This is a genomic window from Shewanella oncorhynchi (assembly GCF_030848765.1).
Classification (GTDB): domain Bacteria; phylum Pseudomonadota; class Gammaproteobacteria; order Enterobacterales; family Shewanellaceae; genus Shewanella; species Shewanella oncorhynchi.
Genome location: NZ_CP132914.1, coordinates 616,013 through 631,863, shown reverse-complemented (window position 1 = coordinate 631,863; position 15,851 = coordinate 616,013). Strand labels below are relative to the sequence as shown.

At 48.8% G+C, this 15,851-nt stretch carries 13 protein-coding genes; 3 read left to right on the top strand and 10 right to left on the bottom strand.

Annotated elements, in window-relative coordinates:
* Positions 1-4: 4 nt before the first annotated feature.
* The 4 genes from RA178_RS02930 to slyA form a co-directional block, all read right to left on the bottom strand.
* Complete coding sequence (locus RA178_RS02930; RefSeq protein WP_113940045.1) at positions 5-628, bottom strand: c-type cytochrome; 624 nt, start codon at positions 626-628, stop codon at positions 5-7.
* A 225-nt stretch (positions 629-853) separates the two neighbouring features.
* A complete protein-coding gene (locus RA178_RS02925; RefSeq protein ID WP_306684462.1) occupies positions 854-1,882 on the bottom strand; it encodes a DUF2955 domain-containing protein in 1,029 nt (342 codons plus the stop codon).
* Between the two features lie 214 nt (positions 1,883-2,096).
* Positions 2,097-3,155 (bottom strand): HlyD family secretion protein, encoded by a 1,059-nt coding sequence (locus tag RA178_RS02920; RefSeq protein WP_263172872.1) that lies wholly within the window; start codon positions 3,153-3,155, stop codon positions 2,097-2,099.
* Positions 3,156-3,163: 8 nt separating this feature from the next.
* On the bottom strand, positions 3,164-3,637 hold the full coding sequence (slyA, locus tag RA178_RS02915; RefSeq protein ID WP_105251323.1) for a transcriptional regulator SlyA: 474 nt from the start codon (positions 3,635-3,637) through the stop codon (positions 3,164-3,166).
* Positions 3,638-3,860: 223 nt separating this feature from the next.
* Between slyA and RA178_RS02910 the strand changes: the two genes are divergently transcribed.
* On the top strand, positions 3,861-5,762 hold the full coding sequence (locus tag RA178_RS02910) for a methyl-accepting chemotaxis protein (RefSeq protein ID WP_263183974.1): 1,902 nt from the start codon (positions 3,861-3,863) through the stop codon (positions 5,760-5,762).
* A gap of 56 nt (positions 5,763-5,818) precedes the next feature.
* On the opposite strand, the gene metF is transcribed toward RA178_RS02910, so the two are convergent.
* The 3 genes from metF to metB all read right to left on the bottom strand — a co-directional run bounded on the left by metF (position 5,819) and on the right by metB (position 10,492).
* Positions 5,819-6,706, bottom strand: a complete 888-nt coding sequence (metF, locus tag RA178_RS02905) for a methylenetetrahydrofolate reductase (RefSeq protein ID WP_012088154.1) — start codon at positions 6,704-6,706, stop codon at positions 5,819-5,821.
* A 217-nt stretch (positions 6,707-6,923) separates the two neighbouring features.
* Entirely contained in the window at positions 6,924-9,317 is a 2,394-nt protein-coding gene (locus RA178_RS02900; RefSeq protein WP_105251321.1) for a bifunctional aspartate kinase/homoserine dehydrogenase II, read from the bottom strand.
* Between the two features lie 11 nt (positions 9,318-9,328).
* Positions 9,329-10,492: a cystathionine gamma-synthase gene (metB, locus tag RA178_RS02895; RefSeq protein WP_198573399.1), complete on the bottom strand. Its 1,164-nt coding sequence runs from the start codon at positions 10,490-10,492 to the stop codon at positions 9,329-9,331.
* A gap of 212 nt (positions 10,493-10,704) precedes the next feature.
* Between metB and metJ the strand changes: the two genes are divergently transcribed.
* Positions 10,705-11,019, top strand: a complete 315-nt coding sequence (gene metJ, locus RA178_RS02890; RefSeq protein ID WP_105251319.1) for a met regulon transcriptional regulator MetJ — start codon at positions 10,705-10,707, stop codon at positions 11,017-11,019.
* Between the two features lie 134 nt (positions 11,020-11,153).
* A complete protein-coding gene (locus tag RA178_RS02885; RefSeq protein ID WP_131524361.1) occupies positions 11,154-11,897 on the top strand; it encodes a sulfite exporter TauE/SafE family protein in 744 nt (247 codons plus the stop codon).
* Between the two features lie 106 nt (positions 11,898-12,003).
* Here RA178_RS02885 and nrfD read toward each other — a convergent pair whose 3' ends face one another.
* Genes nrfD through phsA form a run of 3 tightly spaced genes read right to left on the bottom strand, consistent with a single transcriptional unit; the run spans position 12,004 to position 15,815 of the window.
* Positions 12,004-12,951, bottom strand: a complete 948-nt coding sequence (nrfD, locus tag RA178_RS02880; protein ID WP_263256631.1) for an NrfD/PsrC family molybdoenzyme membrane anchor subunit — start codon at positions 12,949-12,951, stop codon at positions 12,004-12,006.
* Positions 12,952-12,953: 2 nt separating this feature from the next.
* Positions 12,954-13,520, bottom strand: a complete 567-nt coding sequence (locus RA178_RS02875; RefSeq protein ID WP_198573398.1) for a 4Fe-4S dicluster domain-containing protein — start codon at positions 13,518-13,520, stop codon at positions 12,954-12,956.
* A gap of 12 nt (positions 13,521-13,532) precedes the next feature.
* Entirely contained in the window at positions 13,533-15,815 is a 2,283-nt protein-coding gene (gene phsA, locus RA178_RS02870) for a thiosulfate reductase PhsA (RefSeq protein ID WP_105251315.1), read from the bottom strand.
* Between the last annotated feature and the right edge of the window lie 36 nt (positions 15,816-15,851).

Below are 15,851 nucleotides of genomic sequence, written 5' to 3'. Positions count from 1 at the left end.
CTCCTTATTTTAAATTCGCAAAGTAGTTGGCTAACGCATCAATCTCGGCGACAGTGAGCTTATTCGCGACGCTCCCCATCATGCCATCGACGTCACCTTTACGTGTGCCCGACTGCCATGCCAATAATTGCGTTTTGATATAACTCGCCTGTTGACCTGCTAAGCGAGGAAATAAGCCACCACCTAATGCAGAAGGACCATGGCAGGTCACGCAGGCTGGTAAACCACGGGACCAATCACCTTGATAGGCTAAACGGGCGGTATCGTCATTAAAAACAACTTGTTCACCGCGGATAACAGGCTTGACGTCATTGGCAGGCTTAGCTGAAAAATAGCTCGACACTTGCTCAATACCGTCACCTTGGAGCGTCATTGCCATCGGCATCATGGTCGCATTTTGGCGAACGCCCGCTTGGAAATGCTGCAATTGTGTCGAGATATATTCTTTAGATAATCCCGCTAATCGAGGGCCGAGTGGTTCAATACCCTCACCCGCTGCCCCATGGCAAGACACACATAACTGTGCAGCTTGTGGAATAACGTTCATCGATTGTTTGTCAGAAGGCTCGGCGGCAGCGGCATAGCCGCTACATAGCGTTAAGCCTATGACTAATGTTTTAATCTTCATGTTCTATCCTTGAAGAGAATTAAGCTCTAAAGCATAGGGGTTATTGTTATTTATGTTTGTGCTCACACACTAAACCCATTTTAAAATCCGCCGCTCATTTTTAAAACAGCCAATAAATGAGACTTAACATTCATTAAGAGTCACTTATTGTTCAATTCAAACGGGATAAATTTACCTTACTCTGTACAAGGTTAAGCTGCAAGCCTTCAAGACTTAATGGCCTGCTCAATAACCAAATCGCGTCGATTCGAAACGATTCAATAACTTATGTATCAAATAGCATAAAAGTAACGTGCCAACGATAGCGATTAAAATACTGCTCACTCGGTATAAGGCACTGAAGATTAAGTCGTTACCTGGGGTCAAATACTGTCCAAACAAAATCCCTAACGTGGTCATAGCACCAAAACCGACACCTGAGCCATTCGCCTCGCGCACATGGGCTTGGCTAAAAATCATCAGTCCAATCCACAACAAGGGCACAACTAACATCAATAGCCCTGACCAATCATAGAGCAGCAACTGCACGAGTATCCCAAACGACACCCCCAACAGGGTGCCTATGGCGCGCTTACGGGCATAGTCGAGTGCACCATTCCAATGCATAGGAAACAATAGCAAAAGAGTGGTCGCTTGAGCCGACATCGAATCCCGCAGATCAAATATTTGGAACACCAGAAACGATGCCGTCGCTATGGTCGCGCCGAGCAAGGCTTCGTGGCGCATTCGATGCGGCGCCTTAGGCCCAGGTTTGCAAGCCGCTCTTGGTTCCACATCGGGCCAGAGTGCCGTCATAGCGTAGGCGATAACTACTGAAAGTGCTGTCGCCCAAAAATTACTGAAAACTAAGTCGTTTAAGTCAACGCCGGGATAGCTTGCAAAGTGCAGCATGATACTGAGACTCAGCACACCGTTGGCACCAAAGAGAAACAAACTGCCGCGGGACATGGCCGCAAAGCGGTATAAAAATAATAGGAAAACGATGGGAGTCATCATGCCGGGATGGCTGCCAAAGAAACCGCCGAGTAACCCAACCTCTAACCCAGCCATGGCAGATGAAGCCAATAATTGGCGCATAGCATGACCATTCATCACTGGCACTAATCCGAGTAGTAGCATAGGTGTCACAGTGAAAAAGACTCCATTGCTCCAACCAAAAATTTTACACAGGGTAAAACCTAAGGTCGCGCCAGTCGCAATCCGTAAACACTGGCGTAAATCGTTGGCCGTCAATGGGCTATGGCGTAGTAACATGCTCGTCGCCTTGTTCTATCGATACATTAAATGAGGATGTTTAGCTGGCTTATGCTACGTTCACACTTATGTTGCTTTGAAGCGTTCACTCAAGCCGCTCGCGGCAAATACAAACCAACCGCGAGTCACTCGTGCTCGTCAACACAGATAAGTACTAATGGATATGCCGGTAAAGATGCTGGTAAATACGCTAGTAAACATTCGAGTAAATAGGCTAGTAAATATAGTGCAGCAAGCTGATTGCTTTAATCTGCACCTTAGCGAGCAAGCTAAACAGGCTATTCTCGGGCAGCAGTTGCACGGTCGCGCGCGCACCCGCAGGTAAGCTGTTCATTGCCATACCATCTAACACTAGATGTAATCTCAATCTTTGGGCATCACGTACCCAACGGTCCGATTCCTGCGGCGCGGCTAAACGGCCATTGGCATCGAATTGCCCTGCACTCACGCCCGCATCAACACTGCTCACCGTCGCACGATATAAACGCCCAGGTTCGCCATCGAACGCAATCAAAGCGGTCGAAGAAGCATTCACGCCACGCAGGCTCTTCTCGCGAAAATCGGCAATAATATCCACTTTATCCGATACCACGGCCAACAGAGGTTGCCCCACGGTCGCAAAACTACCGACTTCTAATTGCAAGTTAGTCACTATCCCATCTTGATCGGCACGTATTTGGGTGTAAGACAGATTAAGCTCGGCTTGGGCTAAATGGTTTTGCGCCTGACGCACTTTAAGATTCTCTTCGCCATAACTGCCGCGACTCACTTTGAGTTTTTCTAAACGCGCATTGGCGGCAAGCAAATTGGCTTCAGCAGCTGCGGCATCGCTATCGGCTAGCTCCTTTTGCTGCTGCGATACACCATGGGTGGCATACAGGGCATCGAGACGTTTAGCCTCGCTGCGTTTTTGTTGTGAGGTGGTTTTATTGGCATTGACCTCGGCCTTAGCAGCCAGTAGCGAAGCATCTAACTCAGCATTATCTTGACGGGCTTGCTCTAAGGCCAATTTAGCTTGCGATACCGCTAACTCATAGGGTGCGGGATCGACTTGAAACAACAAATCACCCTTGGCAACCGCTTGGTTATTGGTCACGGCTATGGTCTGGATTTTACCGCTGATCTGCGGTGTCACTTTCGTCACTACACGGGTCGCCATGGCTTGAGGCGTCAATGGCATCATAGTGTCGGCCAGCATGAAATAGCCAAAAACCATCACAAAGCCAAACATGGCAAATTTTACTAAACGGGCAAACTGTTGATCCGGTGTCATCTTCTTTCTCACAAAAGGGTGTCTGTAACCTTGGTTAATTTGGCGCTGGCGTTGTCGCTGATCAGGCTAATAATGCGTTCAAATTCGCTCAACTCTTCGGCACTGATCCCGCCTAATAACTCACGGCGCACTTGAATAATCCGCGCTTCCATTTGCTTTAAAACATCTAATCCCGCTGGCGTCAGGCTCACAATCCTTGCCCGCTTATCTTTGTCACAACAATGACGCTCGACTAGACCTTGCTCTTCTAATTGCCCTAAGGTGCGCATTAGCGAAGCCAATTCAATTTCTAAGGCATCGGCCAATACTTTCTGGCTCACGCTGTCGCCTAAACGCAGCAGTTTCCAAAGGGCAGTCCAACGGGGATGAGTTAATCCTAAAGGTGCCAGCTCAACATCGGCCACGGTACGCCACAGTCGATGCAGACGGCCTAAATGCTCCGCCAGTGATAACTCTTTTAGTCGCTCTAATTCTTTTTGCATCTTGCTCACCCACTTAGTTAGCGTGCTAAGCATTATACTTAGTTAGCAGGCTAAGTAAATATTTAGGTCACAAATAGATCTGTGTCCAAGGGCACGAAACAAGCGTAAGAGGGAATAAATAACGTAAAAAGGTTCGCGCCCTCTCAAATCTTATCAAGTTGTATCTCTATAATATCAAACGGATAAATTGAGTTGATTTGCACATGAATTGGAGGCTGTTTTGATAAATCTAAAAATTAGTACGAGGATCGTTATTGGGATCTGTCTATTACTGTTAACAGTAATGAGCTTTATCATGCCGCTCGTTCTCTCTGAATTCAGTCGCCAAGTTGCAGAATCAGAGCAAAGAGAACTCCATAAGATCTATGAAACCGCTGTTGCCGAGATAGCCTCATCGGGCAAATTAGCCGAAGCAATGGCAACCATCATCTCACTCACGCCAGAAGTTCAAAGCACCTTTGCAACAGGTGAACGTGATGAACTCACCGCGCGTACCTTACCTATATTTACCCAACTTAAGCGCGATTTTGCGGTTCAGCAATTCCAATTTCATAGGCCACCAGCCACTTCTTTTTTACGCTTGCATCGTCCTGAAAAATTTGGCGATGATCTCACCAGCATACGCAAGACCATAGTTGAAACAAATAGCCAAAAGCGCCCTCTTTATGGCTTGGAATATGGAGTGGAAGGATTAGGTATTCGTGGTTTAGTTCCAATGACTTACAACGGACAACACACGGGCTCAGTTGAGTTTGGCATGTCCTTCGGTCAACCCTTTTTTGATAATTTTAAACAAGCCTATCAAGCAGAAATTGCCCTCATCTTGCCAGATGATTCTGGATATAAGTTATTTGGCGCTACATTCACGCCTGATACCCAAGCGACAGATGAACTCAATAACGTCATGCAAGGCCATGAAGTCATACGCACTATTTCCTTAAATAACAAAACCTATGCTCTGTATCGCAACGCCATAAAAGATTACTCAGGAAACGTGTTTGGCGTACTCGATATTGCGATGGATAGAACCCATTCAGAACAAGCGATAGCGGATATTCGCCTTAAGTTGATCCTTATCGGTTTAGTGGCTCTGGTCATTGGAACTGCCATTGCTTGGTTTATTGCCAAAGGGATTACTCGCCCTATCGCTGAAACCACCCAAGCCATGAATGATATCGCTGAAGGTGAAGGCGATTTAACCCGCAGAATCGCGGTAAAAGGTAAGGATGAAATTGCTGAATTATCGATGGCATTCAACCGCTTTGTAGAAAAAATCCACAACACAGTTTCCCACGTCGCCGACTCAACAAGCCTGCTCGCCACCTCTGCTGAAGAAATGTCGAGCATTACGCGGGAAACCCAGAAGATGGCGAGTCGTCAGCACCTCGAAACCGAGCAAGTTGCCACCGCAATGAATGAAATGGCCGCAACGGTTCAAGAAGTTGCCCATAACGCGACCGATGCGGCCGATGCCGCCAATCATGCCAATGACTCAACCGAACAAGGCAAATTGGTTGTACAAAAAGTGGTAACCACTATCGCCATATTGGCCGAGGAAATAGCCACAGCAGCGAGTGAAATCAATGAATTAGAGCGTAATACCGCTGAAATCGATTCTGTGCTTGTGGTTATCCGTAATATTGCCGACCAAACTAATTTACTCGCACTCAATGCGGCAATTGAAGCCGCAAGGGCGGGAGAACAAGGTCGAGGATTTGCGGTCGTTGCCGATGAAGTACGCACTCTGGCGAGCCGCACTCAAGCATCTACGACGGAAATTCAGCAGATGATCGAAGCGCTTCAGCATAAAGCTAAGTCTACAGTCAATGCGATGGAAACCAGCACCCGCACCACCCAAAGCTGTGTATCCCAAGTTCACCAAGCGGGTGAAGCACTCGAAGCCATTACCCATGCGGTTTCCACCATTAGCCAGATGAATATCCAGATCGCCAGCGCTGCAAATGAGCAATGTGCGGTTTCGGCAGAGATTAATAAAAATGTTAATAACATCAATGATATTGCGACCAATGCGACAGATAGTGCGGTACAAACTGCACGCGCTGGCGATGAACTTGCCCAACTCGCAGCCCGTTTAACAACTTTATTAGCTCAATTTAGAATTTAAGCAAAACAAAACGCCGCATTCTCTGCGGCGTTTTTATTAGTTTATTTTATAAGGTTTTATTTAGGACGCACGCCTAAAGTGTGGCAAATCGCGTAGGTCAATTCGGCGCGATTTAAGGTGTAAAAATGGAAATCCTTCACACCTTCGCGGGACAGCACTTTCACCATGTCGATGGCCACGTTTGCCCCCACCAATTGGCGTGTACCCGCATCGTTTTCTAGGCCGTCGAATTGCTTATGTAACCAATTCGGTAACGACACATTGGTCATACCCGCGAAACGTTTTAGCTGGGTAAAGTTAGTCACAGGTAAGATGCCCGGCACAATTTCAACGTCGATACCGGCGGCAACGCAGCGATCACGAAAACGCAGGTAAGATTCCACATCGAAGAAAAACTGGGTAATGGCACGGCTAGCGCCCGCATCAATCTTACGCTTAAGGTTGATCAAATCCGCCTGTGCATTGCTCGCATCGGGATGCACTTCTGGATAGGCCGCAACGGAAATATCAAAGTCAGCCACTGAGCGCAGCAAACGCACTAAATCCACCGCAAAACGGGTTGGCTTGGGGCTGCCTGCGGGCAAATCACCACGCAGTGCCACTATGTCACGAATGCCCGATTTCCAATAATGCTTAGCCAGCTCTAACAGCTCTTCATCGCTGGCATCCACTAAGGTTAAGTGCGGCGCGGCAACGAGGTCGGTTTCCTGTTGGATACGTTCAATCACGCCATGGGTGCGGTCGCGAACACCTGAGTTAGCACCGTAAGTCACAGACACAAACTTAGGATTCAGCGGCTCTAAACGACGGATAGAGTTCCACAGGATCTGTTCCATTTCGGGGGTCGATGGCGGGAAAAACTCAAAAGAAACATTAATATCGCCATTAAGCTCAGACAAGCTCTGGTTCAGCGATTGTGAATGTTGTGCGTGATGAAAAGCCATGTGTATTTCCTCAACCGCCCTTGGCGCTACTCTTTGCTAGTATGAATTCGTTCAAATGGACGTTTGGACGTCTACATGTCCATATACTAGAGAAACTGAGATGTAAGTCAAGCCCAAAAATACCCATAAACCGCATTTAATCTCGGTTAATTCAATAGATTTATTCTAACCAATAAAAAAGGACTCGAATGAGTCCTTTAAGAAGCTTGATACCGCGTTATTCCTGCAGCAGATCGCGACAGATCTGGGTCAGATCCGACTGCACCGCCGCCGCGGTCACTTCGCGTCCTGCGCCCGGTCCACGGATGATCAGCGGATTACCTTGGTAGAAGACACTGCGGATCACAAACACATTATCACCAGGGGTTAAATTGGCGTAAGGGTGATGAGTATCGATCCACTGTAAACCCACTTCGGCCTTGAGCTCTGGGCCGCTGTTGTCTAAGGATGCCACATATCTGAGCACCTTATTTTGCTCCGCCGCCGCACCATACTGTTGCAACAGATCGGCATCTAACTCGGCAATGCGGGTGAGAAATTGATCTAAGGGAATATCCGCCAAAGCGGCTGGTACGAGTGAGCGCAGTTCAATATCTTCGAGCTCGATTTCAAGGCCAATTTCACGGGCCAAAATAAGCAGTTTACGCTGCATATCACGGCCGGAGAGATCGTCGCGGGGATCGGGTTCAGTAATACCTAAGCCTCTGGCTTCAATCACTAATTCTGAAAATGGCTTGCTAGTATCGTATTTCTCAAACAACCAACACAGGGTGCCGGAGAAAATCCCGCCCACCGCTTCAACGCTATCACCACTGTTACGCAGATCATTTAGCGCATGTTGGATAGGTAAACCTGCGCCACAGCTGGCGTTATAGCGCCAAAATAATCGACGATTACCCAGTTGCTGCTTTAACTCTCGATAGAAAGGCAGTGGACCCGAGCCCGCAAGTTTATTCGCGCTCACCACATGGATGCCACGCTCGAACAATTCTGGATATTGCAGCGTCAAACTGGCGCTAGCACTGATATCTAAGGCCACCAGCTCATCGCAGTTAACTTGCTCTAATTGCTCGAATAAATGTTCATACTGCCAAGGCGTTGCTTCAGTATTAAACTCTGTTTGCCACGCGGCAAGATTAATCCCAGTGGATTTAATCAAGGCTTTACTCGAACTGACTAAACCGACTAACTCAACACTGGCTTCGAGTTCATGGTCTAGTGAGGGTGAAACCGACTTAAACAGATCGATCCAAGCCTCACCGATATTACCCACACCGAGCAGAAGGACGCCAATGCGTTTACGCGGCCCAGCGCAGCGACGGTGAACTTTTTGGGTTAACAGATTCACCTGTGACTGGGGCACTAACGTCACTAAACTTAAATCGCCACTGAACAAAGGTTTAGCATCACGGCTCAGTAAACGGGCGAAGCTGCGACGATAATGTTCGGCATCGGCACTCACTAATGCGACTAAACCAAAATCTGTGTTGATCTGCTGCTCGCTAATCCCTAATGCTTCTGCCTCGGCATCGAGTAATCTTTGAACTTGTTTTTGATTCTCAGCGGTATAGGCAAGTTCAACCCTTTGATGGGCAGAGGTCCAATGGGCCAATGGCGTTAAACCTGCGGCGATCAATAGATCTAATAAACGGGTTAACTCACCCGTGAGTTTAAAGCCGAACAGGACAACAGCATTAAGGTTAGTCACCACAGGTGCGCTCGCCGACGAACTGTGGGGAGCGATCAAGGTAAAGTCGGTGTGGGATGCATAACTTGAGCGTACCGCTAAACTCACTTCGGTATTAAACAAAGGCTGCAGAGTGCGCGAATGTAATACTGGCGAGCCTAAACGCGCTAGGCGATCGGCTTCGGCAAGTGACATGCTTTTCAGTAACTTGGCATCGTTGATTTTATTAGGATCGGCGTTGAACACCCCTTCCACATCGGTCCAAATGGTCACGCGCTCGATATCGGCGAGACTAGCAATCAGGCTGGCGCTAAAATCTGAACCATTACGACCAAGTAACAGGGTATCGCCACGCTCGTTAGCGCAGATAAAACCTGTGATCACTAAGCGTTCATTGGGATGCGCGGCTAATAGGGCTTGTACTTTAGCGCGGGATTCTTGTACCCGAATTTGTGGCACAGCGGCTTCATCGGCCACTAAAATTGAACAGGCATCCACATGGCTTGCCGCCACGCCAGATTCGCGCAGTAGCGCCGCCATTAAACGTGCCGACCAACGTTCGCCAAAGCTCACCACATGGTTGATTTGGTATTCATTGCGCTCATCTAAGGACAACAAGCTGATGAGTTGCGCTTTATCAGTGGCCAAACGCTCACGCAGATCGCGGGCTTGTTCATTCGACAACAACTGCTCAATCAACCCCTGTTGGTAGCTGATCAGCACTTGTAATTCTTCTTGCCATAGCTGACCCGCATCACGCAGCGCTAATAATTTATACAGGAAATTCGTGCTTTTACCCGCCGCAGAGACCACCACGAGATCATCACTATGACCGTGGGTTAACAGGATATGGGCGACTCGACGATAACAATCGGCATCCGCTAAACTGGAGCCACCAAATTTATGTAAGTGACAACGTGCCATCTATTATTCCTCTACTGACAAGCCGCAACGGCGGCTAATCCTGCTTGAATATCTGCAACTAAATCGGCGGCATCTTCAATACCCACCGATAGACGCAATAGGGTGTCCTTAATACCAGCCTCGAAGCGCGCCTGCGGCTCCATGGCTCTGTGGGTCATAGTGGCGGGCACTGCCACTAAACTTTCGACGCCACCTAAACTTTCCGCCACGCTAAATAAGCTGAGTGCACCTAAAAAGGCCACCACTTCGGCCTCGCCGCCTTTGAGCTCAAAGCTCAGCATAGCGCCAAAGCCCTGTTGTTGCTTGGCCGCAATGGCGTGGCCTGGGTGATCCGCAAGCCCTGGGTAATAGACTTTACTCACCACAGGGCTTTGCGTTAATACCTCAATAATACGCTGGGCATTGGCTTGATGCTCGCGAATACGCACAGCTAAGGTACGCAGGCCGCGCAGGGTCAGATAACTGTCAAAGGCTGACCCCGTTAAGCCTAGAGTGTTCGACCACCAATGTAAGCTTTCGCCGATTTGCGCGTCTTTGGCGACCACTGCGCCGCCGACTACATCGCTGTGACCATTGATATATTTAGTGGTGGAGTGGATAACGATATCCGCGCCTAACAATAGGGGTTGTTGCAATATCGGCGATAAAAAGGTGTTATCGACCACCACCAGCGCGCCGACCTCATGGCTCGCCTTAGCAATGGCTTCGATATCTACCACACGCAATAACGGGTTCGATGGGGTTTCGAGCCACACCATCTTAGGATTCTGCGCAATGGCGGCGGCTAACGCTTGGCTGTCGGTTTGGTCGACCACAATGAGCTTAAACTGGCCTTTCTTCGCCAAGTTGGTAAATAAACGGTAGGAACCACCATAGCAATCATGGGGCACAACTAATAAGTCATCGGGGCCGAGCAAAGTAGTCACTAAGGTGATGGCCGCCATGCCAGTGCACGTCACTATGCCAGTGGCGCCCTTTTCTAATTGCGCTAATGCTTCGCCTAAAATGCAGCGCGTTGGGTTGCCTGAACGACTGTAATCGAATTCGCGGGGATTTTTATGACCATCGAAGGCGTAATTAGTCGACAAATAAATCGGTGGCACAACTGCGCCATATTGAGTATCGCTTTCGATACCCTGACGCACTGCCAGTGTGGCTAATTGACGCTCTGCCATGGGTGGACTCCTAAATTCGATAGACTAATAGAGATGTCTGGACGTCTAAATGTACCTAAGCCCAACGCCATCGTCAATAGGCGTGAAGACGTTTAGACGTCTGAACATAAAGAAATCTGTTTGCAATCACAAAGAAATAGTAGCAATAATTTGACTGTTCTTTGTAAGGGTTTAAAATCTGCCCCGAATTTAGCGTTATAACAGGTGAGTCAATGACTGAATGGAATGGGGAATACATCAGCCCCTATGCTGAACATGGCAAGAAGAATGAACAAGTAAAAAAAATTACTGTGTCTATTCCGCTCAAAGTGCTTAAGGTCCTCACGGACGAACGTACTCGTCGTCAGGTCAATAATTTGCGTCACGCCACCAACAGCGAGCTGTTGTGTGAGGCATTTTTGCACGCCTACACTGGCCAGCCATTGCCCAACGATGAAGATCTGTCAAAAGATAACCCAGACAGCATTCCCGCCGAAGCCAAGTTGTTGATGGATCAAATGGGAATCGAGTGGGAAGACATGGAATAGCGACTCGTCGCTTTCAAAGTCATATCACAGTGCTCATCAATAGGGATCGTTAACGATCCCTTTTTGTTTATACCCAAGCGACTTCAAACTTTAAATTTCACCATCTTGAGGTGGTTTGGGATATAGGAAATCCTATGTTTTCTATGATAGATCCACAGACACTCGCCTTAGCCTCGCTGGTCGTGTTTCTGGGCGCCTTAACCCAAAGTCTGATTGGGTTTGGGCTTGCGGTTGTCGCCAGTCCTTTGCTGTATATCGTCGATCCACAACTTGTACCTGCGCCTGTTATTGCTATGGGTTTCTCCATCGCCCTGCTGACCTTAGTGCGTGAACGCGGTCACTTAGAATTCAATGGCTTGCAATATGCGCTCATAGGCCGCGTGCCCGGTGGTTTTATCGGCGCGAGTTTATTGCTGTTTGCGCCTCAACCCATACTGGGTTTATCCATCGCCGCCATTGTGACTGTCGCAGTGATCCTCAGCCTGTATAAATTCAGCCTGCCAGTGAATAAGAAAACCCTCTTCGGTGCAGGTGTGGTTTCAGGGATCTTCGGCAATATCGCCGCGATTGGTGGCCCACCGATGGCGATTTTGTTGGCAGGCAAAGATGCCTCGCAGTTTCGCGCAGCCCTGTCGGCCTTCTTCATTTTTAGCTCCATGATTGCACTGATCATTTTAGCGATCACTGGCTTATTAGAATTAAAACATCTGTGGCTGTCGTTGATGCTGCTCCCCTCAGTGATTTTAGGTTACTTAGTCGCAGGACGATTAGTGGGCCGTGTCGATAAAGAGAAGACAAAAATGGCGACGTTAGTCCTGTGCAGTATCAGCGCCTTAGTGCTAACGGTGAAGTCGGTTATCGAGTTATTACCCCAATAAGCGTCCTGCTTGTACTGGCAAACCTTCTCAAGATTCAAACAATAAAAAAGCACTGACATTGCCAGTGCTTTTTCTTTATCTATCAATATGTAAAGCCAGATTACACTCAGCTTAAATAGCTTTGCCCTGCGTACACAATAAAGTGTCTTAAGGCGAGTACGCCCGTTAAGCTCGCACAAGCCACCATGATCATCGCCCCCTTAGTGTGGCGAGTCGCGGCGGGTAGCAGCATAAACAGCAATGGAATACCAAAACCTATACCGACAACGCCTATCCAGAACACGCTTGCCCATAGCCCAGAAGTTAACGATGCTAAGGCCGCAGCCGCCGCGCCGCCCTTGAAGTACAAGGCGCAGAACAACATGAACAGGAACAGGATTTCAATCGCCATCACAGGCAATTCTAAACCGTGCATCTTCACTAAGGTTTTGTCGTGGCTGTCCGTCTTAAACATCAGCAACGCCAGTACCGCATTTGCCGCAGCGCCCGCCGATAGACCTGACACTAAAAACAGCGCAGGCAGTACCGCAGTGTTGAGCATAGGATAGGCATTCATCGCCGAAATTAAGAAGCCAGTGTAAGCCCCTACGCCAATGGCGAGGACAAACAACAATACTTCAATCAGCTTTCGAAATGGCATAAGTAACTTAGCGATAGGTGTTAGGAAACCCAAACCCCATTTTGGTAAGTCATTCCGCAGCACAATAATGGCGTATGCAAAGGCCAAGGGAGAATACGCCAGCAGCGCCAGCACCCCGATTGCCATAACTGACTGGAAGTTATAGTGAATTAAGATCAGCCAAAAGTGGAATGGTTTGGTTAAATCAAACACTAAGCAAGCTAAACCTAAGCTAATTGCCACAGGTCCAATAATCGCTGCCGCCTTAAGAATGCTGCTTTCAGCTCCCGCGCTGAGTTCCTTATTCGCCCAGCGCAAACCAATGCCAATCAGTAAACTGCCCGCGGATAAACCCGCCATAAACAGGTAAACGGCGATGACCCAGTGCCAAGTGACAGGATCATATTGCGCCATGTCGCCCCAAGTATTGTTCATAATCAAATCCCCCCTCTTTTGGTAGGAACGCGATATACCCTAGGTTTAGTGCCCAAATGGGTTTTATCTTGGTAAGTGATTTTAGTGTTGAGCATGATGGCCACTTCACTGCTTGGATCATTAGCATCACCAAACACTAAGGCATCGGTTGGACACACAGTCACACACGCTGGCTCTTCGCCCCGTGCTAAACGACTGTCTTTACAGAAGTTACACTTATCCGCGGCCTTGGTTTCTGGGTTCATAAAGCGCACTTTATAAGGGCACGCTGCCACACAGTACATACAACCGACACACTTCTCGGTATGGATAGAGATAATGCCATCTTCACCCACATAGGCCGCGCCTGTTGGGCACACTTTAACGCAGGGTGCATCTTCACATTGCTGGCAAGATACCCTGTGATATTTGAAATGCAGATTGGGCATCTCACCAAAGGGGCCTTCCACACGCACTTGCAGACGAGTTACGCCTTCGGGTACGCCATTTTCACTGCGACACGCCACGTTACAAGCTTGGCAGCCGATGCACTTATTCTCGTCGTGCACCATTACATATCGTTTATTCATTTAAGCCTCCGATTAGCGCTTTGCCAGCGTGACGCCCGTGGTGTGCACTGTCATGCCACACACAGGAGCAGTAACGTGCGGCAGTAAGTTACCGCAGTGGATACCTTTGCCCGTTGCTCTGACCAACTCTTTGTTTTTAGAACCAAAGCCCATGTAAGCAAACACAGTATCTTGGCGAATGCCCGGCGTGACTAAGGCATGGCCTTCTTCTGTGCCAACACTGCTGGTGAGGCGGATTGGGTCGCCATTGCTGATGCCTAATTTGCCCGCAGTGACGGGGTGAACCCACACAGCGTTATCCGACATCAGGTTAGCGAGCATAGGCACATTGTGGGTTGCACCATTGGTGTGCACCGCCACTTTGCCTTGGATAAAGTACAGCTCATCTGCTTTTTTAAGATTCACTTCGCGGAACTTGATCACCCCACGGCCCGGTGCCATGGCTTCGACTTTCGCGGAAGTGAGTTCAATCTTGCCGCTCGGGGTTTTAAAGGTCAGTGCACTGGCGTAAGTGCCGTCTTCATCGGCAGGTCGCGCATTGGGGTATGCCTTAATAAACTCGGCAACCATCTTAGGCTCGCACAACATAATTGGCTTACCGAAGCTCACAAAACCTTCGTCTTTGATCCGGCGCAGCAGGTCAGTGTCGCGGTTCACCTGCAGCATTTGCAGGGTTTCCATGTTTTCCCATGGATAGAACTCGCCAAGGCCCATAGCCACACCCACATCCTTAAAGATCTGCCAAGAAGGCTTAGTATCACCTAAGGTTTCAACGACCCGTTGGCGCACATAATAGGCCGGATTTTTACCTGACTTGTCAGCAATTTCTTCATCACGTTCAAGATAAGTCGACTCAGGTAAAATCACGTCAGCATAGGCGGCGGTTTCGCTGATATAAACATCACACACGGCGATAAAGTCGAGCTTTTTCATCGCTTCAACAACGCGTGCTCTGTCTGTCATGGTTTGCATTGGGTTAGTGCGTGACATCACCCAGCCGTGTAACTGGTAGGGCACTGCGCTTAAGGTGGCATCGAGAATGGTTTGGTAAACGCCGCCCGATGTCCACATCATGGCGTACTGTTCTTCCACTTGATCGATACGTTTCGCTGCTGGTTTTGGCATGTCTTTCACGCCAGGTTTGGCCAATACGGGCGCAACCGCTTCACCGGCAAGCTTGTTGTAATCACCGGGTTTCTGGCCGATATAAATCCCGCCCTTACGCTCAATATTACCAATCAAGACGTTAGCGGCGTAAAGGGCGCGGCGCATCTCAAACTCTTCGGTGGTAAAGGTGGCTCTGTGACCAAAATCGACCACAGCATGGGGCGCTTTAGCGGCATATTCGTGGGCGATGCGACGAATGTCTTTGGCAGGCACATCGGAGATAGTTTCTGCCCATTCAGGGGTATAGGCTTTCACTTCGGCGGCAAAGGCTTCGAAGCCTTCCACATAGCGCGCGACAAATGCCTTGTCGTAAAGATTATCTTCAATCAATACATGGCATAACGCCAAGGCGACGGCCACGTCGGTTCCGGGGCGAATGGCATACCATTCATCGGCCTTGTCGGCCACAATGGAGAATCTTGGCTCGAACACCACCAGCTTGGCACCTTTGTCCATTTGCGCCGCCATCATGCCGCGGGTTTCGGACATATTAATGCCTTCGTACAGGTTATGGCCGAAGTTAATGATGTATTTAGAATTACTTAAATCACGTTTGACCTTAGTGCCAAAAATAGCCTTAGCGGCAATTTCATAACCACCAGGGCAAGTCGACGCGTGGGTAAAAGTATTTGGACTACCAAAGGCGGTCGCAAGGTGAAACAAATGCTTTTCTTGTGAGCCAGATTTTGACGAGAATGCCACGGCTTCTGGGCCATGTTCTTTTTTGATTTTATTGAGGTTTTCAGCGATTAATTTATAAGCTTCATCCCAACTGATCTCAGCCCATTTGCCTTCGCCGCGCTCACCGACCCGCTTTAACGGTTTAACGATACGCTGTGGATCGTACAATAAACTATGGCCTGCGCCGCCACGGGCACACACTTTACCGCCAAAGGATTTAGCGGCCTTGTTGCCACTAATGAAGACGTTTTTGCCCTCAATCACCCGCGCCGAAATCGGGCAGCGAGTCGAACACATTTCACAAATACTGGCAATGTCTTTGCCCATGCCCTTTAGCTGCTTATTCTCTAATGCCGCTAAGCTGCCCGGCAGCAGACTGGCCAGCGCACACGTGGCGCTGCTCGCTCCTGCTCCCTTTAAAAAGGTTCGCCTATTAAGCTCAATCATGGTTACCTCCATCACGCTCATCCCACCCGTCAGTCG

Bases quoted from the DNA above. Each gene is read 5' to 3' on its own strand.
- RA178_RS02920 (WP_263172872.1), bottom strand. From the start codon at position 3,155: ATGACACCGGATCAACAGTTTGCCCGTTTAGTAAAATTTGCCATGTTT.
- metJ (WP_105251319.1), top strand. From the start codon at position 10,705: ATGACTGAATGGAATGGGGAATACATCAGCCCCTATGCTGAACATGGC.
- RA178_RS02885 (WP_131524361.1), top strand. From the start codon at position 11,154: ATGTTTTCTATGATAGATCCACAGACACTCGCCTTAGCCTCGCTGGTC.
- nrfD (WP_263256631.1), bottom strand. From the start codon at position 12,951: ATGAACAATACTTGGGGCGACATGGCGCAATATGATCCTGTCACTTGG.
- metB (WP_198573399.1), bottom strand. From the start codon at position 10,492: ATGGCAGAGCGTCAATTAGCCACACTGGCAGTGCGTCAGGGTATCGAA.
- RA178_RS02900 (WP_105251321.1), bottom strand. From the start codon at position 9,317: ATGGCACGTTGTCACTTACATAAATTTGGTGGCTCCAGTTTAGCGGAT.
- metF (WP_012088154.1), bottom strand. From the start codon at position 6,706: ATGGCTTTTCATCACGCACAACATTCACAATCGCTGAACCAGAGCTTG.
- phsA (WP_105251315.1), bottom strand. From the start codon at position 15,815: ATGATTGAGCTTAATAGGCGAACCTTTTTAAAGGGAGCAGGAGCGAGC.
- RA178_RS02875 (WP_198573398.1), bottom strand. From the start codon at position 13,520: ATGAATAAACGATATGTAATGGTGCACGACGAGAATAAGTGCATCGGC.
- slyA (WP_105251323.1), bottom strand. From the start codon at position 3,637: ATGCAAAAAGAATTAGAGCGACTAAAAGAGTTATCACTGGCGGAGCAT.
- RA178_RS02925 (WP_306684462.1), bottom strand. From the start codon at position 1,882: ATGTTACTACGCCATAGCCCATTGACGGCCAACGATTTACGCCAGTGT.
- RA178_RS02930 (WP_113940045.1), bottom strand. From the start codon at position 628: ATGAAGATTAAAACATTAGTCATAGGCTTAACGCTATGTAGCGGCTAT.